The 19,682-nt window shown below is 58.6% G+C and carries 21 protein-coding genes; 12 read left to right on the top strand and 9 right to left on the bottom strand.

Annotated elements, in window-relative coordinates; translation table 11 throughout:
* Positions 1–34 precede the first annotated feature (34 nt).
* From AC5S3R_RS03715 to AC5S3R_RS03725, 3 genes are all read right to left on the bottom strand, one after another.
* Entirely contained in the window at positions 35–1,267 is a 1,233-nt protein-coding gene (locus AC5S3R_RS03715) for an alpha/beta hydrolase family protein (RefSeq protein WP_494265343.1), read from the bottom strand.
* 172 nt (positions 1,268–1,439) lie between these two features.
* On the bottom strand, positions 1,440–2,321 hold the full coding sequence (locus AC5S3R_RS03720) for a slipin family protein (protein ID WP_494265344.1): 882 nt from the start codon (positions 2,319–2,321) through the stop codon (positions 1,440–1,442).
* A gap of 10 nt (positions 2,322–2,331) precedes the next feature.
* A complete protein-coding gene (locus AC5S3R_RS03725; protein ID WP_494265346.1) occupies positions 2,332–2,772 on the bottom strand; it encodes a GntR family transcriptional regulator in 441 nt (146 codons plus the stop codon).
* A gap of 173 nt (positions 2,773–2,945) precedes the next feature.
* On the opposite strand from AC5S3R_RS03725, the gene ndk reads away from it, so the two are divergent.
* The 5 genes from ndk to AC5S3R_RS03750 all read left to right on the top strand — a co-directional run bounded on the left by ndk (position 2,946) and on the right by AC5S3R_RS03750 (position 6,776).
* A complete protein-coding gene (ndk, locus tag AC5S3R_RS03730; protein ID WP_494265347.1) occupies positions 2,946–3,362 on the top strand; it encodes a nucleoside-diphosphate kinase in 417 nt (138 codons plus the stop codon).
* A gap of 67 nt (positions 3,363–3,429) precedes the next feature.
* Positions 3,430–3,984 carry a Jag family protein gene (locus AC5S3R_RS03735; RefSeq protein WP_494265348.1) on the top strand — a complete coding sequence of 185 codons (555 nt, stop codon included), beginning with the start codon at positions 3,430–3,432 and terminating at the stop codon, positions 3,982–3,984.
* 39 nt (positions 3,985–4,023) lie between these two features.
* Positions 4,024–5,124: a nucleoside hydrolase gene (locus AC5S3R_RS03740; protein WP_494265350.1), complete on the top strand. Its 1,101-nt coding sequence runs from the start codon at positions 4,024–4,026 to the stop codon at positions 5,122–5,124.
* A 141-nt stretch (positions 5,125–5,265) separates the two neighbouring features.
* Positions 5,266–6,237, top strand: coding sequence for a hypothetical protein (locus tag AC5S3R_RS03745; RefSeq protein WP_494265351.1), 972 nt, complete (start codon positions 5,266–5,268; stop codon positions 6,235–6,237).
* Between the two features lie 128 nt (positions 6,238–6,365).
* A complete protein-coding gene (locus AC5S3R_RS03750; RefSeq protein WP_494265353.1) occupies positions 6,366–6,776 on the top strand; it encodes a VOC family protein in 411 nt (136 codons plus the stop codon).
* A gap of 35 nt (positions 6,777–6,811) precedes the next feature.
* Here AC5S3R_RS03750 and AC5S3R_RS03755 read toward each other — a convergent pair whose 3' ends face one another.
* The 3 genes from AC5S3R_RS03755 to dnaA all read right to left on the bottom strand — a co-directional run bounded on the left by AC5S3R_RS03755 (position 6,812) and on the right by dnaA (position 9,029).
* Positions 6,812–7,213, bottom strand: coding sequence for a type II toxin-antitoxin system VapC family toxin (locus AC5S3R_RS03755; protein WP_494265354.1), 402 nt, complete (start codon positions 7,211–7,213; stop codon positions 6,812–6,814).
* Complete coding sequence (locus AC5S3R_RS03760) at positions 7,210–7,455, bottom strand: type II toxin-antitoxin system Phd/YefM family antitoxin (RefSeq protein ID WP_494265356.1); 246 nt, start codon at positions 7,453–7,455, stop codon at positions 7,210–7,212. The genes AC5S3R_RS03755 and AC5S3R_RS03760 overlap by 4 nt, the downstream gene beginning before the upstream one ends.
* Before the next feature lie 143 nt (positions 7,456–7,598).
* A complete protein-coding gene (gene dnaA, locus AC5S3R_RS03765; RefSeq protein ID WP_494265357.1) occupies positions 7,599–9,029 on the bottom strand; it encodes a chromosomal replication initiator protein DnaA in 1,431 nt (476 codons plus the stop codon).
* A gap of 556 nt (positions 9,030–9,585) precedes the next feature.
* Here dnaA and rpmH point away from each other — a divergent pair.
* From rpmH to yidC, 4 genes are all read left to right on the top strand, one after another.
* On the top strand, positions 9,586–9,741 hold the full coding sequence (rpmH, locus tag AC5S3R_RS03770) for a 50S ribosomal protein L34 (RefSeq protein ID WP_494265358.1): 156 nt from the start codon (positions 9,586–9,588) through the stop codon (positions 9,739–9,741).
* A gap of 81 nt (positions 9,742–9,822) precedes the next feature.
* On the top strand, positions 9,823–10,341 hold the full coding sequence (gene rnpA / locus AC5S3R_RS03775) for a ribonuclease P protein component (RefSeq protein WP_494265360.1): 519 nt from the start codon (positions 9,823–9,825) through the stop codon (positions 10,339–10,341).
* Between the two features lie 3 nt (positions 10,342–10,344).
* The gene (yidD, locus tag AC5S3R_RS03780; RefSeq protein WP_494265362.1) at positions 10,345–10,617 is read left to right on the top strand and encodes a membrane protein insertion efficiency factor YidD; all 273 of its coding nucleotides are present in this window, start codon (positions 10,345–10,347) and stop codon (positions 10,615–10,617) included.
* 58 nt (positions 10,618–10,675) lie between these two features.
* Positions 10,676–12,496, top strand: a complete 1,821-nt coding sequence (yidC, locus tag AC5S3R_RS03785) for a membrane protein insertase YidC (protein ID WP_494265364.1) — start codon at positions 10,676–10,678, stop codon at positions 12,494–12,496.
* A gap of 72 nt (positions 12,497–12,568) precedes the next feature.
* Here yidC and AC5S3R_RS03790 read toward each other — a convergent pair whose 3' ends face one another.
* The gene (locus tag AC5S3R_RS03790; RefSeq protein WP_494265367.1) at positions 12,569–13,480 is read right to left on the bottom strand and encodes a TIGR01777 family oxidoreductase; all 912 of its coding nucleotides are present in this window, start codon (positions 13,478–13,480) and stop codon (positions 12,569–12,571) included.
* 141 nt (positions 13,481–13,621) lie between these two features.
* Here AC5S3R_RS03790 and AC5S3R_RS03795 point away from each other — a divergent pair, with 141 nt between their 5' ends.
* Positions 13,622–14,359 (top strand): helix-turn-helix domain-containing protein, encoded by a 738-nt coding sequence (locus AC5S3R_RS03795; protein ID WP_494265368.1) that lies wholly within the window; start codon positions 13,622–13,624, stop codon positions 14,357–14,359.
* Between the two features lie 9 nt (positions 14,360–14,368).
* Here AC5S3R_RS03795 and AC5S3R_RS03800 read toward each other — a convergent pair whose 3' ends face one another.
* Both AC5S3R_RS03800 and AC5S3R_RS03805 read right to left on the bottom strand, forming a co-directional pair.
* Positions 14,369–15,013 (bottom strand): phosphatase PAP2 family protein, encoded by a 645-nt coding sequence (locus tag AC5S3R_RS03800; RefSeq protein WP_494265370.1) that lies wholly within the window; start codon positions 15,011–15,013, stop codon positions 14,369–14,371.
* Between the two features lie 103 nt (positions 15,014–15,116).
* Complete coding sequence (locus AC5S3R_RS03805) at positions 15,117–15,653, bottom strand: 5' nucleotidase, NT5C type (protein WP_494265372.1); 537 nt, start codon at positions 15,651–15,653, stop codon at positions 15,117–15,119.
* A 191-nt stretch (positions 15,654–15,844) separates the two neighbouring features.
* Here AC5S3R_RS03805 and AC5S3R_RS03810 point away from each other — a divergent pair, with 191 nt between their 5' ends.
* On the top strand, positions 15,845–17,632 hold the full coding sequence (locus AC5S3R_RS03810; RefSeq protein WP_494265374.1) for a hypothetical protein: 1,788 nt from the start codon (positions 15,845–15,847) through the stop codon (positions 17,630–17,632).
* Positions 17,633–17,737: 105 nt separating this feature from the next.
* Positions 17,738–19,519: a glycoside hydrolase family 13 protein gene (locus AC5S3R_RS03815; RefSeq protein WP_494265376.1), complete on the top strand. Its 1,782-nt coding sequence runs from the start codon at positions 17,738–17,740 to the stop codon at positions 19,517–19,519.
* The last annotated feature ends 163 nt before the right edge of the window (positions 19,520–19,682 follow it).

Genomic DNA, 19,682 nt, shown 5'->3' on the forward strand with positions numbered 1-19,682 from the left:
ATGGAATCAACAGTTGACATTCGAGCATTCTGGGCTACTGACCCAGGTGTTGAATCGCCGCTTCCGGATGCGAAGCATGGGGATCGTCAAGCAGCGGCGCAGGAAGACGCTTTAGGTTCTTGTCGAGAAAGGCAAGGATATACGACTGTACCAGGGTAAGGTTGTGGAGCGCGTGTGCGGTTTGCTCTGGTGCACTGCCGGCATTGAGCGTTGGATAATCACTGAAACTGCCGTGGACCATGCCGGGCGGGTTGAGCACCACATCGTAGCTCCCCGCAGGACACCGGGCTAGCTGCACCTTCTGTTTTTGAAAGAAGGCCAGCTTTTGCTCGTGCGTCCCAAAGATGTGAGCCTCGTCGCGATAGGCTTCGAGAAAGAGCAGCGGATGCTGGATTGTCTTGCCATCAGGATATTCGGGCAGCGCTGCAATGGGCGGCATGGCTCCATCGAGATCCACGCAAGCTTGGAAGCGTGTATCAAGCTGACAGGCTCGCGCAGCGAAATCCGCTCCGGCGGAATGGCCCATTACTGCGACACGGCTCAGGGCGAGGCGGCCGGCTAGCGGGAAGTGTTTGGCTTTCGCGGTGTTCTCCTGAGTCAGGCGGTCAAGGACGAAACGCTCATCCGCAGCTCCCGCTTCGATTCCAAGCGCTACCTGATGCCCCATGCGCTCAAGGCGCTGATCCGGTGTGAGACCCGGCGGCGGTGTGTCTTCAAAGAATGGGACCAGCCGGCCATTGGGATAGACAACAACGTTCGCAGTACCGGGATGCTGGATTGCTGCCACTACGTATCCGCGGCTCACCAACGATTCAAGGAGCGAAGTATAGCCAAAGCTCGAACCGCCCGCTCCATGCGAGAAGATCACCACGGGAAACTGCCTGAGATTTCTGGCCGCCGGAGCATCCTCAACGACGTGCGAGTAGACGGCACCAGAGAGAATCTGCGACCACACCTCGCCATAGCCCTCACGCATGTGGGAGGCGATTTCCGGATCGGCATTAATCAACTTTGCTCCAGGTATGTATGCGCCGTGCGGTTCCGCAGCGAGACGCTCAATTGGATACCAGAGATAAACCATCAGCTCGCGGTTGCGCTTCGGATCCGCGCCAAGAGTGTCAAGGCGCGAGTTGTCGATCCAGTCATACGCGACCCTGCCAATGCCGTAAGAGCCTGAAGGCTCAGCGAGGCGATGAGGCTCGCTGGCATCCGCAATACTGCATGCGAACCATGCTGCGCTGAGAAATAGACGAGCAATGCGGTTCATGATGATACCTCTTGCACATCTGAAAAATACGACAGCCTGACGAGCATACTTAGAACACGTGACGAAGTGAGGTTTAGCTGACCTTTGAATTGGGAAGTTTGGTCCCAACTGTTGACACATTCATGCCATTTTCAAAAGTCCTGTGCTGCTCTTTCTACTCGTTGCAAATCAATTAGGCTGCCGGCTGTGCTTTGTCCTTGATTGCTGCAGTTGCCAGCATGCCACCTAGCCCCATTGTCTCCACTGCGGATGAAGGCACGATCACCATCGAGCCGCGCTCCTTGATGGCTTCATAGAGCATGTTCATTGCGCGCAGATGAAGTGCGACTGGATCATCCTTATAGATAGCCGCAGCCGCAGCGAATTTGTCGGCAATCTCAGTTTCGGCGGTGCCCAGAATTACACGTGCCCGGCGCTCACGTTCGGCCTGCGCCTCGCGCGACATCGCATCCTGTAGTTGCGCAGGAATCTGCACGTCACGAATCTCGACCGATTGCACGGTAATGCCCCAAGGATTGGTTTTGGAGTCGAGGACCTTTTGCAACTCTTCGCCCAGCATCTCGCGCTCGGCTAACACCTGGTGCAAGTCGTGTCGGCCAATTGATTCACGCAACGCGGTTTGTGCGCTCATTGTGATGGCGTCGTTGTAGTCTTCTACCTCAAGGATCGCTTTCTCGGCGTTCCAGACCATCCAGAAGATGATCGCGTCAACGTTCACCGGCACGGTATCACGTGTAAGCGTAGTCTCGGCTGACACATTGGCAACACGCACTCGTTGATCGACGAACTGGCTCAGAGTTTCGATGATCGGGATGATGAGACAAAGCCCTGGATTGCGGAGTCCGTCATAGCGGCCGAAATGTAGTTTTACGGCTTTCTCCCACTGGCGGACAACCTTGATAGCGTAAAGCAGGTAAATACCGATTATTGCCCCGACAATTATCGAGTAGGGCCGTTGCGTTGCAGCGGTGCCAATGCCTCCGGCGAGCAGGCATACAAAAAATGCTGCTACAGCTACGCTGTTCGTGTTCTGCAAGCTAATTTTCGGTGTCATACCTTCTCCTTCAGGACTGTCCTTTGGGCCAGGCCCGCAACTGCTCAACAAATTCGTCGATGGTGAACCCTGCGGCTCCAACACGTGCAATAGCGTCACCAGCAATTTGGCGCAACTGCCGCCCGCGTTCCGCTTCTGTACTTGGTAATTTCTGGGCGCTGATAAAGGTGCCCGTACCTTGTTGCGTCTCAATCAACCCGGTGAGTTCGAGCTCGCGATAGGCCCGTACCACCGTATTTGGGTTGATGGCTAGATCCACTGCGAGCTGCCTTACTGTGGGTAACTGATCGCCCGTCATAAGCGCACCTGACGCCAATGCCCCACAAACCAGATCGATAATCTGGCGGTAAACCGGCACGCCGCTTCCCGTATCCAATCGGAAGCGAAAGGGCGGATGCGGCTTCTTGGGTGTCACTTTCACAACAACTATTGTACTAGTATTATAGTACATGTCAACACTATTGAAATGCGGCCTCGATCAACGAGAAATCACCAGAGCGTTCACGGGGCAAATCCAAAAATTGAGAGAGCGGAACAGACTCGTGGAAACCGCTCGACCACATTTCCTTCATCTGCGCAAAGTACAATCAATATGGACATTTTTGTCCGAGGAGTTTTACGCAAGTGTCACAACGCACCTTCAGCATCATTAAGCCGGACGCGGTCCGCAAGGGATTCACCGGCGACATTCTGGCCGAGATTGCCAAGGCTGGTTTCAAGATTGTTGCCGTCAAAAAGCTGTCCATCTCCAAGGAGCAGGCCAAGGGTTTTTACCACGTGCATTCGGCACGGCCGTTCTTTGACTCGCTGACGACCTTCATGTCGTCGGGCCCCATTGTGCTGCTCGTTCTGGAAAAGGAAAACGCCATTGCCGACCTGCGCAAGCTGATGGGCGCCACCAACCCGGCCAACGCCGAAGAGGGCACCATCCGCAAGCAGTTTGCGGGCTCGATTGAAGAGAACGCCATCCACGGCTCTGATGCCGAGGACACCGCGGCCTTTGAGATTGGCTACTGGTTCGCGGGCTACGAGCTGCTCTAAAACAAAACACACGCATGGGCCGGATTGCCTCTCCGGCCCGGCGCGGTCTGCGATACTGGTTAACGTTATGCCGATAGAAGATTTGCAGCAGGCTGCACAAAAAGTTGCCGGATTGCTTGGCAATCTGAACAAGCTTGGCGGATTCCGCCTGAAGTACCGCATCACGGGCGGTAACGCCGATGGTCCAGACTCGCAAGACTTGGATTCGCCTCAGTTGCAGGTGGAGCTTTCCGGCCCCGATACGCCGCTCTTGACACAGCACAATGGCGAGTTGCTGCGCGCTTTGGAAACGGTTGCAGCGCAGGCTCTGCGTCTCGACCAGCGCGAGCAGAACCTTATCAGCTTTGACGCCGGCAACTTTCGCGCTCTGCGCGAGGCTGAGCTGACCATGGCCGCGGAAACCGCCGCCGCCAAGGTGAAGGAATCCGGCGTGCCCTATGCTTTTCCTCCAATGAACAGCCGCGAACGGCGCTTGCTGCACATTGCGCTGCGCGGGATTGAAGGCGTGGAGACTGCCAGCCACGGCGAAGGCCGCGACCGCTTTCTGGCTGTCTTTCCAGAGGGCAAGACGCACCTGCCGGTTCCGCAGCAGGGCCGCCCGCGTAGTGGCGGACGGCGGTAGACGCTCGATTGTGGCACGCCTGTGCCACAATAACCTTCAATGAAAGCCAAGCTTCTCTTCCTGCTGCTTGTTGCGGCCTCGGCCGTTGTTTCTCCCGCGCAAAAGCGTCTCGTGTTGATTGACCAGGATGGCTCCGGGCCAGGCGGCTCGAACCAGATGGCTATGCTTGCGCTGCTGCAGGCTCCCAACGTGCAGGTGCTTGGCATCACCATGGTGACCGGCAACGCATGGCGCGATGAGGAGACCCAGCATACGCTGCGCATGCTGGAGCTGACCGGGCATAGCGATATTCCCGTGGCGCGGGGCGCGGTGTTTCCGCTGGTACGGACAGAGGAAGAGACGCGGCTGGATGCCTCGCTTGTGGGCAAGGTGACGTGGCTGGGCGCGTGGGGCGAAGGACCTACGACGCTGGAAGAGCATGGCAGCACGGTTACGCCTGTGACTCCCGCAAATCTCAAGGAGCATGGTCCGTATGAGGTTCCGCAGATGCCGGAAGGCAAACCTGCGCTCAAGGCCATCGACGAAGACGCGGCGCACTTTTTGATTCGGCAGGTGCATGCGCATCCGCACCAGGTGACGATTTACGCCGCAGGGCCGCTGACCAACATTGCGCTGGCGGTTTCGATTGACCCGGAGTTTGCGGCGCTCACGCAGGGCCTTGTGGTGATGGGCGGGAGCCTCAATCCGCAGACTGACGACCCGGAGTTTGCGACCAGCCCGCGGCATGAGTTCAACTTCTGGTTTGACCCGGAGGCTACGCATATCGCATTGCGCGCAGCTTTCCCACGCATTGATGTGACGACGGTCGATATCTCCATCAAGGCTCCGTTTACGCAGGCCATGCTGGATGAGATTGCGAAGTCGAAGTCACCGACGGCTCGCTACATTGCCGCGTGGAGCCAGGACCGCTATTACCTGTGGGACGAACTGGCCGCATGCGCCTGGCTTGACCCTTCGCTCATTACCAAAGAAAAGACTGTGTATATGGATATCGACCTGAGCCACGGGCCGAGCTACGGTGACACGCTTACGTGGACTGACAAGCTAAGGCCTGCGACGCAGGTGCGGCTTGTGCATGCGCAGTTGGACCTTGATTTGCCGCGCTTCCAGAAGATGTTTGTGGAACTGATGAAGAGGTAGACGCCGTTTTTTGATGCCGATAAACGGTTGATATTACGTAAGTTTTCATAGGCTGCCGTCTTGAGGCCGCCAAAGTGCATCTAAACTGGATGTAGGAATAAAGCAGTTTACAGATACATCGATTACGGAGGGTTTTAGAGTATGGTTTCTATCCGTACTTCTGCGTTTGCATCCGCATTATTGGCGCTTGGAATTTTCGCCGGGTGCTCTTCCAAGCAAGAGAAAGCAATTGAACAGGCCAAGCAACAGGCTGCCTCGTCGGGACAGGCTCAGCAGGTTGTGTCCGTGGACAACAGCGGCACCACCACCACGACCACCGTGCAGCCGCCCGCGCAGGGTCAAAAGCAACAGGCTATTGCCACCTCCACCGTTCCCGCGCCTGCGGGCCAGCCCAAGCCTGCCGCGCATGATCCGGTGATTTCTACGGTTGGGCAAAACATGAGCCCGGGCAGCAGCATGGATGCCAGCCAGGGTGCTCCTATGGGCACCTATGGGCAGGGCGCGCCTGCAGCACAGCAGCCGGTTGCAGGGGCTCCGGTACCCGCGCAGCCTATGGTCCAAGGCTCGAATCAAGGTCCGAATCAGGCGCAGGCCCCGGCTCCGGTGCACCTGACGGTTCCAGCTGGAACCACGCTGGCCATTCGGCTTGACCAGACCATCAACGTGAAATCCGCACGCGTGGGCGATGGCTTTACCGGCGAGATTGTGCGGCCAGTTACCGGCCCGGACGGTGGCCCGGTGATCCCCAAGGGCGCACGCGTTCGCGGCGTTGTGGATGCGGCGCATCGCCGTGGGCACTTCAAAGGACGCTCGATCCTGGAGCTACGCCTGACGCGGCTTGAAATCAACGGGCAGGAGTACCCCATCCGCACGGCGGACCTGCAGCGCTCGAAGAAGGGCAAGGGCAAGCGCTCCTGGGGCTTCATTGGCGGCGGAACCGGCCTCGGCATGCTGATTGGCGGCGTGGCCTCTGGCGGCACAGGACTGCTGATTGGCGGACTGGCCGGCGGCGGAGCGGGTACGGCGGCAGCTGGCCTCACCGGCAATCGCGATATCGTTCTCCCGGCGGAGACTGTTGTGAGCTTCCGGCTGGCGCAGGATCTGGTTATCTAGGCTTGGTTATCTAAAAGTAGTAACAGTATTCGCTCCGCGTCGCATCGCCACAAAAACGGTGAGGCGCGGGGCGAATTTTTACTTGCCAACTAGCCCCGCTCCCGCGAAAGATAGCTGCGGAGCGAATCATGAGCCTTTCTATTCCCGACAACTCCATTCTAGGAACGGGCAAGCTGGTGGCCTTTGCCGCTACCACGGACTTTGCCAGGGCGCGTGCCTTTTATGAAGGCGTGCTTGGCCTGCGTCTCGCCTCGGATGAAGCGCCCTTTGCGCTGGTTTTTGACGCCAATGGCACCATGCTGCGCGTCACCAAGGTTCCCGAACATACGCCTGCGCCGTTTACCGTGCTGGGGTGGGATGTTGAGGAGATTGAAGGAATCGTGGAACAGCTCACGGCTTCCGGTGTGGAGTTCCTGCGCTTCCCCGGTTTGAACGACAGTGATCCGCACGGCATCTGGAATGCTCCCGGCGGCGCGCGCATTGCGTGGTTCAAGGACCCGGACGGCAATGTGCTCAGCGTGACGGAGTTTCCGCATTGATTGGAGAAGGAGAACGCACGCCGATACCTGTCCCGCTACCGCCTGGGCTTCTTTAAGCGGCGAACGCCAAAGACATCAAGCCTTGTATCTGTGCTGAGAAGAGGCAGATTGTTTTGGATAGCCTGCGCGGCAATCATACGGTCGAACGGGTCCGCATACACATTCTCAAAACGCGCAGCGCGCATCATCGACTCCGGTTCCAGGGGAAGAAGTGTATATCCAAGACGGTCCTCGATATTGGCTATCAGGTCGCTCTCGAACGCAACCGCCTCAGGGAGCTTGCCGCGCCTGGCCTTCAAGCTGATTTCGTAAACGGATGCGGCGGATACCAGTATCTCGTTGTCGAGATCGGCAATCAGCTTCCTGGCCCATGCCTCCATGCGTTTCGAGTTAATGGCCGCCCAGAGAACGTAGTGCGTGTCGATGAGAATTCTCAATCGCCTTCTCCGCTCCATGCTTTCCGTTCGGCTTCGGGAAGGTCATCAAAATCGGCGGGAATATCGAAATCAGGGTGGTGAAACAAGTCGAAAACCCGCTCCTTCACTGGCTTTAGAGGGACAATCATGGCGACCGGCGTCTTCTTCCGCCCCGAGGTAAGAACGACTTTCTCTCCGCGCTGCGCCTGCTTTACCAGTTCGGAAAGCCGGGTTTTCGCCTCGAACATTGTCGCTTCCGTCATCACACGCCTCCCAAAACTGCCAGGAATAAGCTAGCTAACTTTCCGCATAATTGCAACGCTGAAAACAAGTCCCGCAAATGAAAAGGCCGTGCCTGATTTTGGGAAATCAGGCACGGCCTTTTGTGCTTGCATCGCTCTACAGCTTACCCGTTCAGCAACTCCGAAATCTTGTTGAGCATGCGATGCAGGTCTTTGTCCTCGCGGCGCTGCTCGTCGATCTTCGCAATCGAGTGCATGACCGTCGTATGGTGCTTGTTGCCGAACTGGCGGCCGATTTCCGGAAGGCTCGCTTCCGTCATCTGCTTGGCCAGGTACATGGCAATCTGGCGCGGCACCACCACGTTGCGCGAGTTGTTCTTCTGCTTCAAATCTGCCACGCGCATGCCGAACTGCTCGGAAACCACGCGCTGAATGGACTCGATGGTGATCTTGCGCACCTGCATGTCGATGTACTGCTTGAGGCACTGCTGCGCCGAAGCCAGCGAAATCTCCATGTGGTTCAGCTGGCACCACGCTCCCAGCCGCACCAGCGCGCCTTCCAGCTCACGCACGTTGGTGCGCACGTTGGAGGCGATAAACAGCGCCACATCGGTCGGCAGAATCACCTGGTCGCTCTCCGCCTTCTTCTGCAGAATCGCAACCTTGGTTTCGAGATCGGGCGGCTGAATGTCGGCAATCAGGCCCCACTCAAAACGCGAGCGGAGGCGATCTTCAATCTCGGGCAGCTCGCGCGGCGGACGATCCGAGGCAATCACAATCTGGCGCATGGACTCGTGCAGCGCGTTGAAGGTATGGAAGAACTCCTCCTGGGTGCGCTCCTTTTGCGCGATGAACTGGATATCGTCGATGAGCAACACGTCCACTGAGCGGAAACGGTCGCGGAAGCTGGTCATGCGGTCGTTGCGCAGCGAGGTAATCATCTCGTTGGTGAACTTTTCCGCCGAGACGTAGCAGATATTCGCGCCGGCGTTGCGGCGCTTAACCTCGTGGCCAATGGCCTGCATCAGGTGCGTCTTGCCCATTCCCGAGCCACCGTAAAGGAACAGCGGGTTGTAGGCGCGGGAGGGGCGCTCCGCGACGGCAAGGGCCGCGGCGCGGGCAAACTGGTTGCCGCTGCCGATGACGAAGGCGTCAAAGGTGTAGCGCGGGTTGAGCTGCGCAGCGGTCGAGAAGTCGATCGTCATCTGCCGGCCAGGCGGCTGCGGCTGGGCGTGATTCTGGGCCTGGGGCTGCGGCGGAGCGGTGGGCGCGTGCGCGGGAATGGGACCGAAGCCGCCATCCTTGCGCTGCGGCGGAACGGAGGGGTCCTCTTCCGCGGTCACAAAAACCACGTCGTCCAGCTCAAGAGAGTTGACGTCGATGGCTTCCTGAATCAGGTCGCCGTACTTTTCGGCAATGTGCTGAAACTCCGGCGAGGGGACGCGCACGTAGAGGGTGCGGCCAGCGGCATGGCTATAACGGGTAGGCTTCAACCAGGTCTCGAAGGAGTTGCGCACCACCTTCTTTTCTAGTGCAGCGAGAATCTGGAGCCACGGGTTCGTGGGCGGAGGTACCTGAGAGATCGCGAATGCCATCGAGCTATATCCTTGCCTGTGCCCCCGGACACGACCTTACGTGAATAGCAGCAATTTTAGACAATGGCTCACGCACACTGAAGATGCGCAACTCCTCCAGCGTCGTTCTTTGCTCTCGTCAGTAACTACCGTGATCTGCCCCGTGACCTACTTCGAGGGGCTTGAATCATTCGTTCGGGGGACGCGAAAAGTTTTCTTGAACGGGTCCGATAGTAGCACATTTAGACATTGTTGCAATCCCTCATTTACATAACTTTCGTACATGCTGGGAAGGTTGCACCATTGGTGGTGAAAGTCGGGAATTTTTATGTAAATATCATTCACCGAACGTTCATCACAGGCCTTCCGAGCCATGCGAAAGCGTAGATGCTGAGCTTCTATCCTGCCGCTTTGTTTGCTTGGAAACATGCGGGACCAACAAGGTTGCCTCGCCCTGTTTCAGCAATCGGGATGACAACAAAAACGAGATTCCGCTGGATTTGAAATTCATCCTGAGGTACAATCAATACTTGCCGTCAAGGCGAGATTTTTCTCTAGCAGACAGGAGCGCATTTCGATGCCCAAGCGCACATTTCAACCGAACCGTCATCGCCGTGTTAAGAAGCATGGATTCCGCGCGCGCATGAAGACCAAGAGCGGCGCCGCCGTTCTGAGCCGCCGTCGTGCCGCTGGCCGCAAGCGCGTTTCCGTCAGCGCCGGCTACCGCGACTAGTTCCGTTTCGGGCCAGAGTTTCGAGCCAGGTCACACACCTTTCGACTCCGGCCCAGCAAACCCCTTCCGGCAGTGCTCACCATGACAACCCCGAAGCCGCCAGGGCGACAGAAACAGTCCCTTACGGGAGTTCGTCTGCGCAGGCACGCCGACTATCAAACTGCATATTCCCGTGCACGTAAGCACCAGTCGTCTTCTATGAGCTGGTTTCTCGCGCCGCGACCCGTTACCTCCCCCAGTTCCTCCCCCACGGGCGCGGACGCGGAAGCCTGTATGGAGGCCATTGGCCCCCGCGTTGGGCTTACCGCTGGAAAAGTGCTTGGCAAAGCGCATGAGCGCAACCGCATCAAGCGCCGCCTGCGCGATATATTGCGCCGCCACCTGGACCTGCTTCCCCAAACCGACGGAATGACGGCTGACCTGATTCTGCATCCGCGCCGCACGATCCTGACGATGGATTTTGCGAAACTGGAAGCCGAGGTTGTGCGTATCTTGAATCAAGCCCGTACGGAGTTAGTCCGTGCGGAGAATCAAGCCCGCGCAGAACTGCTTCGCGCGGAGACGCAAGCCAACGCCGAAGCAGCCAAACGGCAGGCGTAACCAATGATGACGCGCATCCTTCTCGCCCTTCTCGGCTTTTACAAACGCTGGCTGTCGCCTGCGATTCACGCGCTGGGCATTGGCGGCTGCAAGTTTCGCCCCACCTGCTCGGAGTATGCCGCGGAAGCCATTGCCATCCACGGCCCGCTGCGCGGCTGCGTGCTGGCCTGCTGGCGGATTTTGCGCTGCCACCCCTTCAGCCCCGGCGGCTTTGACCCGGTGCCGCTTCCACCCACGGCCAGTAACACAAAACGGCAGGCTCAACCTTTACCATAGGAAGTAGCGGCCTGCGCCTGGGTTACGGCGCGGCGGTTACTTGAATAGGACGTATCCTTTGCCCGAAATTCAGAATCCTAATCTTTCTTCGCAGGGCGGCCCCGGCAACCAGAGCGGCGGCGGCGGCGAAATGCGCTCCATGCTTGCCCTGGCCAGCCTTATGGTTGCCGTCTTCCTCGGCTATCAGCTCCTTTTCAACAAGCCCAAGCCGCAGGCCCCGGTACAGCAGCAGACGCAGCAGGCCACTCAGCCGGCAGCGGCCAGCACTGCCGCAGCGCCCGGCCAGGACGCTTCCACACCGGCCATTGCCGCCGCAGCCGAGAGCGAAACCGTTGTTGAGAACGCGAACTACAGGATTGTCTTTACCAATCGCGGCGCGCAGGTGAAGCACTGGATTCTCAAGCACTACAACGACTCCACCGGCAAGCCGCTCGACATGGTGCAGCAGCAGGCCGCGCAGCAGTTCGGGCTGCCGCTCTCGCTCTTTACCTATGAGCCGCAGCTTACGCAGCAGTTGAACTCGGCGCTCTATCAGGCATCGGGAACCGGAACACTGAACGCGCCCGCTTCGCTCAGCTTCCACTACGAGCAGAACGGCCTCGACGTGCTGAAGACCTTCAAGTTCGATGCCAGCTATGTCGTCCATGCTGAAGTGCAGGTGCACCGCAACGGCTCGCCTGTACGCGCTCTGCTCTCATGGCCCGCAGGACTCGGCGATATGGAAGAGTTCCAGGGACACAGCGCCGTGCCCGGCCTCACACGCACGCCTTCGCAGTTTGCCTGGTCCCTTGACGGCAAGGACGACACGCAGGCCGCCGCCAAGGTGAGCAACAACAACACGCTCGAAGGCAACTACGCGTATGCCGCCTCGTCGGACCTCTACTTCGCTGCCGCGTTCCTGCCGGATACGCCGTCGCGCACCACGGTCGTAACACTGCATAACGCTGTCTCGCTGCCTACCGATCTCAGCAACCCGTCCAGCGAGAAGAAGCCTGCCGACATTCTCGGCATTGCCGTGGGCGACACCAGCGGCAACACCTCGCTGCGCCTTTACGCAGGCCCCAAGCAGACGGAACTGCTCAATGGCATTCGCTCCATCGGAGCCGACGGCAAGGACTCCGGGCCCTCGCTCAAGTCGCTTATCCAGTACGGATGGCTCACTATCATCGCCGTCCCGCTGATGTGGTGCCTGCGCTTTCTCAATGAGCACGGCATTCCCAACTGGGGCTGGGACATCATCATCCTCACGGCCATCTTCAACCTCTGCATGCTGCCTACGCGCATCATGATGATGCGGTCGTCCCTGAAGATGCAGCGCATTCAGCCGCGCGTGGACGCCATCAAGCGCAAGTACGCGCACCTGAAGCCCACCGACCCGAAGCGTGCCGAGATGAACACGGAGATGATGGCGCTCTACAAGCAGGAAGGCGTGAACATGTATGGCTCCTGCCTGCCGCTGCTGGTACAGATGCCGCTCTTCTTCGCCTACTTCCGCGTGCTGCAGAATGCGGTCGAGCTGCGCCAGGCAAGCTGGTTCTGGCTGCATGACCTCTCGGTGCCGGACCCGCTGCATATTCTGCCCATCTTCATCATCATTACGATGTTCCTGACGCAGTTCCTGACTCCTATGCCGGGTCAGGATCCCGCGCAGCGCCGCATGATGGCGATTATGATGCCGATCATCTTCGGCTTTACGCTGTGGCATTACCCCTCGGGCCTTGCGCTCTACTGGGGCACGGGTAACATCATCAACCTCATCATCCAGCTCTCGATTAATAATTCGAGCATCGGCAAGGAGATGCAGGCGCTGGCAGCGAAGCGCGCCGCCAAACGCACCAGCGGCAACGCCGGTGGGCGCACCATTCAGGCACGGCGATAAACAAGCGCAGTTGGTACCAGCAAAAGGGGCGCGGATATCCGCGCCCCTTTTGCTTTTGCCTTCTACTTCCTATTACCCTAATCCCTGCCGCAACGCCCCTTCAATCTCCGGATACTCAAACCGAAACCCCGCGTCCAGCAGCTTCTTCGGAACCGCCCGCGCACTTGCCAGCAGCGCCTCATCGGCCATCTCGCCAAAGGCGAGCCGCAACGCAAACGCGGGAGCAGGCAACGCCGCTGGCCGGTGCAACACCCGCCCCAGCGCCTGCGCGAACTCCGCACTCGTCACCGCGCCCGGCGCAACCACGTTCACCGGCCCCGCCAATGACGCGTCCATCAGCGCCAGCCACACGGCATTCACCGCGTCGTCAAGCGCAACCCAACTCATCCATTGCTTTCCGTTACCGAGCGGCCCGCCGAGGCCGAACCGGAAGGGGGGCAGCATCTTTTTGAGCGCGCCACCTTTGCCTAATACCACTCCGAAACGCAGGTGCACCACGCGAATCCCCGCATCCACCGCGGGCTTCGCGGCCTCTTCCCAATCGCGGCTCAGCTCCGCCAGAAACCCCGAGCCCGCCGCCGACGACTCGTCCAGAACCTCATCCCCGCGATTGCCGTAGAAGCCTGTTCCGGAAGCGATGAGCAGCACAGGCGGCTTCTCGCGCAGCCCGGCCAGCGCCTCCGCCAGCGCTCTCGTGGACTGAACCCGGCTCTCCACCAGTTCCTTCTTATAAGTGGCCGTCCAACGCCGCCCGGCAATGCTCGCGCCGGAAAGATGAATCGCCGCTGACAGCCCTTCCAACCAGTCCACTTGTGCAATGATGGGTTGCGCACTGGGCCGCGCAGCCCCCGGATGCCACTCAATCTCCCCCACGCGTACCGGCGCACGCCGCACCAGCCGCAGCCGCTCATACCGCGCTCCCAGCGAAGCACTCAGCGCCGTCCCCAACATCCCCGAAGCACCGCTCAGCAAAATCCTGTCCATACCACCTCGCTGTTCCCTGTTTTTCCCATTTGCCGCTCCCCGCAACCTTCAGTACCATAGAAACACATTTTGACCTGGCCAAAATATCGGCCCGTATTTTGAAACCAGCATCTGGAATCAGGTTCGCTTCAGGAGGGTTCCATGGCTAGAGTGGAAGCGATTCACACCGAAGAAGCCCCGAAAGCCGCCCCTGCTCCTGTTACACACGTAGACGACGAAGCCGCCGAGCGCTTCATTGCGGACAAGCATATCGGCGAACGCATCAAGCGGCTGCGGCTGAAAAAATCCATGGGCCTTGTCGAGCTGGGCAAGCAGGCCGGGCTCTCCGCCAGCTTTCTCTCGCAGCTTGAGACGGGCCGCGTTGTACCGACATTGCGCAACCTGGCTCGCATCGCCATGGTCTTCTCGAAAGACCTCTCGTATTTTTTTGAAAGCGACCCGCAGCCGCTCTTCCGCGTGCATCGCCGCCGCGACCGCGTGCGGCTTCCGCAGTCTGGCTCTGACCATCCCTCGTATTTTTTTGAAAGCCTCGGTTTTCTCGTTCCCGACCGCCACATGGACCCGTACTATGCGCAATTCCTGCCGCTAGCCAGCGAAGAAGAAAAAACCGAAGCCACGCGCACCCATGTCCATCCCGGCTACGAGTTTTTATATGTGCTGGAGGGCAAGCTGGAGCTGGTCGTAGGTGAGAAAAGCAACGAAAACCACGCGGTGCTCGACTCCGGAGATGCCGTCTATTTCGACTCCGGCGCGCCGCACTCCTATCACTGCGCAGGAGACAAGCCAGCCAGCGCGCTCATCGTTACCATGCATCAACCGCTGGCCGTGCGCCTCACGCCGCAGACGGCGGTAGTGAATGCACCGCGCCCTGCACGATAAGGCTCACGCCTATCTGGAATGCACAATCCAGACTTCGCCGGCCAGAAAGCCGGCCGAGATGCCCATAAATGTTCCAGCGATTACGTCGCTAACGAAATGCCAATCCCCCAAGATCAGCAGCACAGCCGCAATCAACAACAGAACGGAAAGCGGCAGGATACTGCTTCGATAGAGCCGCATGAAAACACCGGCAAATGCGCCGGCGAGAGCCATGTGGCCGGAAGGAAAGCTGCCGCCGGGAGCGCCGCCCAGAAGATGGAAAACATGCCGGGCTCCGTGTACAACGGCCACAGGATTTGGCGCCCCAAAAAGAGGCTTCAGCAGACCGTCGTTGATGGCATAAGCACAGATCGAGGCCAGGCACGCAAGCGCGGTCGCCTCCCGAAACGGCGACAGATGCCCCTGGGTGATTCGGATAATAACCAGCGTCAGCGCAACCACGGCTTCGATGCTGAGAAGAACGCCGCTTGCAAATCCCGCCGCGACGTCTTTTTTAACCAGCCCAAAAGCTCCGTAGAGACGGTGGGCTATCGGCACATCGAAGTATGAAAACGCCACTGCCACCGCAAGCACACAAACCAGCAGCGACAGAAGCCATCTCCGGTCAGGAAAGTTTAGAGTTTTTCTTTCAATGTCCTGCTTACGACTCTGCACAGGTTTTATGATACTTGCCGACGGCCGGTGTCCCACTTGTCCGTGTTTTTATGAACGGGTGGGATATCGAGGGGCCTTTTATAGCTCTTTTTCTTTCTAATCCCTATTCCCGGACCTTCTCAAAATACTCCGCTACTTCTGCCCAGCTATTCACGCGAGTAAATCCCGTCACGGTCTGGTTATGCGGCGCGGTATAGAGCAGGCCCTGCCCTTCAAAACGCATCAGGTTGCGCGGCAGGTCATCAATCAGGTAATCGGCGCGCAGAATGTTCTTATTCCCGCAGAAGACATAATGCGTGGGCGGAATAAACGGAAAGTGCCGCTGCAGCCAGTGGTACTTTGCCGCGAACGAGTTCGGCACGGACATGGCAGCCGTGGCGATGTACACATCAAACCGCTGCGTCAGATCCTTCATCACCTTCTGCGAATCCGGCATCAGCGGCAGGTCGGCAAAAAAGTCCTCCGCATCCAGAAAGGCCCGCAACTGCTCCTGCCGATCCACCGGCGCAACCTCCCAGAGGTTCTTGCCCACCAAGTCCTCGGGCGTTACGGCCTCGTCATACTTCTCGTTATATAGCCGCAGATGCTCAGCGAGCGTATCGGCCATCACCTCGTCCATATCAACGCAAATCCGACGCATAGAAAGACTTCCCCACAAAAGGAATAAATGAAACAAATCCGCTTGTTCGTGCTTCTAATCAAAAGATTAGCCGATGCGGGCGGGAGTGCGCCCCATAGACATGGCAGGGATGCTCCAAACACCCATGCCCTCAACTTTGCATCTTATATAGAGAGTGCTGCATAGAGATTAAGACACGCGGAGCAGACATATTGGAGCAGGAAAAAAAATCCTTCTTCCGCCGTCATCGCTGGTTGCTTTGGCTCGCAGGCATCGTGGTCCTTGTCATCGCCGCTACAGGTGTGCTGCTCAGCATGGCGGCCCGCCGCTTTGAGCCGTGGCTACGTGCGCGCATTGTGCAGGGCATGGAAGAGCGCTTTCACGCGCACGTCGAGCTTGACGAGTTCCACGTCCAGGTTAAGAACCTTGTGCAGGGACTGCGCACCGGCGAATGGGGCATATGGGCCACGGGCAAGGGCCTGCGCATCTGGCCGCCCACGCCTGTTAACGGCCAGCAGGACCTCGAAAACACCTCCAGCGCGCCGCTGCTCTCGCTTGGCTCGTTCAACTTCCACGTCCCCCTGCGGCTGGAAAAGGTAAAAGAAATCACCATTGGCGAAGTCGATCTCGACGGGCTGCATGTTCGCGTTCCTCCGCGCTCGCAGCGGCCTAAGCTGCCCACGACGCAAGCCACATTCAGCTTGCCGGAGTCTGAAAGCAGCGGTCCCACAGTACTCATCAAAAAAATCCTCTGCGCCAATGCGGAGATCGTTCTGGAAACCGACAAGCCCGGGAAGCTGCCCATGCAGTTTGTGCTGCCGCATCTCACGCTGGAGAATGTAACGCCCGGCGGCGCGATGAACTACATTGCCGACGTGGTGAACCCCAAGCCCAAAGGCATGATTCACGCCGAAGGCAGCTTTGGCCCGTGGCTCACCATCGACCCCGGCATGAGCCCCATCAGCGGCAAGTACCACATGGACAAGAACGACATGAGCGTCTTCCGCGGCATTGCCGGCATCATCAGTTCTGACGGCACCTATAAAGGCACGCTGCGCTACATGTCTGTTGTCGGTACGGCCAGCGTGCCGGACTTCCGCCTGACCAAATTCAACAACCCCGTGCCGCTGACCACCGGCTTCAGCGCTCGCGTGGACGGCACTACAGGCGACACGATTCTCGATCAGGTCAACGCCATTCTTGGCCGCTCGCAGTTCACCACGTCAGGCCAGATTGTGCGTGTGAAGCTTAATAACAAGACCGGCGAAGCCGCATCCACGACACCGCTTTCTGCAAAGCCTGTATCTGCGCCGCAGGCGCAGTTGCCCGTGCGGCCAGCACCACTCAGCGGTGGCGGACACATCATTGACCTCAACGTCAACATTCCTCGCGGCCAGATTGACGACTTCCTCAAACTTGCCAGCCGCAGCCAGACGCCGCTGCTTACCGGAGCCGTCACCGTCAAGGCGCATCTGCTCATTCCGCCCGCGCCCATCCCGGTAGACCAGCGCATGAAGCTCGACGGCAACTTCCAGCTCACCGGCGTGCGCTTCACCAGCGACAAAATTCAAGGCCGCATCCAGCAACTCAGCCTGCGCGGACAGGGCCGCCCCGAAGACCTCAAGACTGAAGACCCTACGCTCGTTCGCTCGGAGATGCACGGCAGCTTCCACCTTGCCAACGCCGTCATTGGCCTGCCAGATCTCGACTACAACGTGCCCGGCGCGGATATCCAGATGAAGGGCAGCTACGCCTTTGACGGTGCGCTCAACTTCCTCGGAACCGCGCGCCTGCAGGCCACCGTTTCGCAGATGGTTACCGGGTGGAAGTCCATGCTGCTCAAGCCCGTCGATAAGTTCTTCCAGAAAGACGGCGCGGGAACGCTGGTGCCCATCAAGGTGGAAGGCACACGCGAAGCGCCCAAGTTCAACGTGGACTTCAGCCGCATGGGATTCAAGGGAACTCGCGCCGAATCCCCCGCCGACAAACAGCCACAATAACCCAGGAGGGAATAAAAAACGCTGATAGTGGATAGATAGATGCGCTAGGATAGGTTTTCCGTTCGCGCCCGCCCACCGGCCCGCGCGTACAAAAAGGAGACCACAATGCATTGGACAAAACGCATAACAGCCCTCGCACTTCCTCCTCTGCTAATGCTCTGTCTCTCGGTGGGAATGCTGCACGGGCAAACCTCGCCTGCAACACAGGCCAATGAGATAACCGTGGAAAATTGGTGGAAAGACGCAGTTATATACGAGATTTACCCGCGCAGCTTTCAGGACTCGAACGGTGACGGCATCGGCGACCTGAACGGAATTACACAGCGCCTCGACTACTTAAAGGGCCTTGGCATTGACGCCATCTGGCTTACGCCCATCTACCCTTCGCCGCTCGTGGACTTTGGCTACGACATCTCCGACTACAAAGCCATCGACCCGCAGTACGGCACTATGGAGGACTTCGACCGCCTTGTTGCCGAAGCGAAGAAGCGCCACATCCGCATCCTTATGGACATGGTGATGAACCACACCTCGGACAAGCACAAGTGGTTCATCGAGTCGGCCTCGTCGCGCACCAACCCTTATCACGACTGGTATGTGTGGAACGACGGCAAAACCGGCGCGGACGGCAAGCCTGAGCCGCCGAACAACTGGCAGTCGCTCTTTGGCCACTCCGCCTGGGAGTGGAACGACACCGTCAAGCAGTACTACTACCACAAGTTCTACATCCAGCAGCCCGACCTCAACTGGGACAACCCCAAGGTCCACGCAGCCTTCAAGGATATCGTGAGCTTCTGGCTCAAGAAGGGTGTTGGCGGCTTCCGCTTTGACGCCATCACCACGCTCTATGAAGACCCGCAGCTAACCAACGAAGGCACGCTGCGCGATGAGCACGGCAACATCATCATTAATGCCTACGGCGACCCGCAACTCGACAACTCCAAGACCGACAACCTGCCCAAGCTGCACACCGTCGTCTCGGAAATCCGCAAGACCACCGACGCATACAACTCCGAGAAGTTTCCTGGAACCCGCGTCATGATTGGTGAAACCTATCTGCCAAACATTGCCGAGCTGGCGAAGATGTACGGCACGCCCTCTGCGCCGGAGTTCCATTTGCCGATGGACACGCAGATTGGCTTCATCAACAAGCTGGACGTGGCAGCCTTTCGCGCCAAGATTGAAGACGTGGAAACGCACGTCAACGGCAACACGCCGCTGCTTGTCTTTACCAATCACGACAACCACCGCCTCGACCTGCGCTACGGCGACGGCGTGCATGACACCGACATCACGCGTGTGCTCTCGACTATTCTCTTCGCCACACGCGGCACCTCGCTCTTCTACTACGGCGACGAAATCGGCATGAAGACTACGCTGCCCACGCGCAAAGAAGATGTGAAAGACCCCATCGGCGTGACCGGCTGGCCCAAGGAAAAAGGCCGCGACGGCGAGCGCACGCCTATGCAGTGGGACGCATCCACCAACGCCGGTTTCACCACTGGCCATCCATGGCTGCCTGTTCCGCCTACATACACACAAGTCAACGTAGAAGCGCAGGAGAAAGATGCGTCTTCTCTGCTGAACTGGTACAAGGCGCTCATCACGCTTAAGAAGACCAACCCGACACTCGAAACCGGAAAGAACATCATGCTCGACACCGAAAACAACAAGGTGCTGAGCTGGCTGCGGCAAGGCGCGAACGGCAAACAGATTGTCGTGAGCGTAAACTTCACCGCTGAGCCGCAAACCGTTAACCTTAGCAGCTCGGAGTTGAAGTCGCATCACGCGAAAACACTGCTGAAGTCGCCCAACGGTACAGACCCCACATCACTCGACGCTGTAGCGCTAGCCCCCTTCGGCGTCTACATCGGGCAGGTGGAGTAAAGCAGGGAACAGGGAGTAGCCCCCTCTGCATCCTGCTCCCTTCCTACGAATCTCCGTGCCCCATCCTTGCGGCTTTTTCTGCCGCAAGGGTGGACACCACAAAAGCCGACCCAACGCTTTTGCATTTGCTTTCTACTCCCTGCTCCCTGCCTTCTTGCCCGTC

The sequence above is a fragment of the Occallatibacter sp. FHG110214_02 genome, assembly GCF_059115385.1.

Coding starts and splice junctions, on each gene's coding strand:
- AC5S3R_RS03715 (WP_494265343.1), bottom strand. CDS start 1,267: ATGAACCGCATTGCTCGTCTATTTCTCAGCGCAGCATGGTTCGCATGC.
- AC5S3R_RS03720 (WP_494265344.1), bottom strand. CDS start 2,321: ATGACACCGAAAATTAGCTTGCAGAACACGAACAGCGTAGCTGTAGCA.
- AC5S3R_RS03725 (WP_494265346.1), bottom strand. CDS start 2,772: ATGTACTATAATACTAGTACAATAGTTGTTGTGAAAGTGACACCCAAG.
- AC5S3R_RS03735 (WP_494265348.1), top strand. CDS start 3,430: ATGCCGATAGAAGATTTGCAGCAGGCTGCACAAAAAGTTGCCGGATTG.
- AC5S3R_RS03740 (WP_494265350.1), top strand. CDS start 4,024: ATGAAAGCCAAGCTTCTCTTCCTGCTGCTTGTTGCGGCCTCGGCCGTT.
- AC5S3R_RS03745 (WP_494265351.1), top strand. CDS start 5,266: ATGGTTTCTATCCGTACTTCTGCGTTTGCATCCGCATTATTGGCGCTT.
- AC5S3R_RS03750 (WP_494265353.1), top strand. CDS start 6,366: ATGAGCCTTTCTATTCCCGACAACTCCATTCTAGGAACGGGCAAGCTG.
- AC5S3R_RS03760 (WP_494265356.1), bottom strand. CDS start 7,455: ATGACGGAAGCGACAATGTTCGAGGCGAAAACCCGGCTTTCCGAACTG.
- dnaA (WP_494265357.1), bottom strand. CDS start 9,029: ATGGCATTCGCGATCTCTCAGGTACCTCCGCCCACGAACCCGTGGCTC.
- rpmH (WP_494265358.1), top strand. CDS start 9,586: ATGCCCAAGCGCACATTTCAACCGAACCGTCATCGCCGTGTTAAGAAG.
- rnpA (WP_494265360.1), top strand. CDS start 9,823: ATGACAACCCCGAAGCCGCCAGGGCGACAGAAACAGTCCCTTACGGGA.
- yidD (WP_494265362.1), top strand. CDS start 10,345: ATGATGACGCGCATCCTTCTCGCCCTTCTCGGCTTTTACAAACGCTGG.
- AC5S3R_RS03790 (WP_494265367.1), bottom strand. CDS start 13,480: ATGGACAGGATTTTGCTGAGCGGTGCTTCGGGGATGTTGGGGACGGCG.
- AC5S3R_RS03795 (WP_494265368.1), top strand. CDS start 13,622: ATGGCTAGAGTGGAAGCGATTCACACCGAAGAAGCCCCGAAAGCCGCC.
- AC5S3R_RS03805 (WP_494265372.1), bottom strand. CDS start 15,653: ATGCGTCGGATTTGCGTTGATATGGACGAGGTGATGGCCGATACGCTC.
- AC5S3R_RS03815 (WP_494265376.1), top strand. CDS start 17,738: ATGCATTGGACAAAACGCATAACAGCCCTCGCACTTCCTCCTCTGCTA.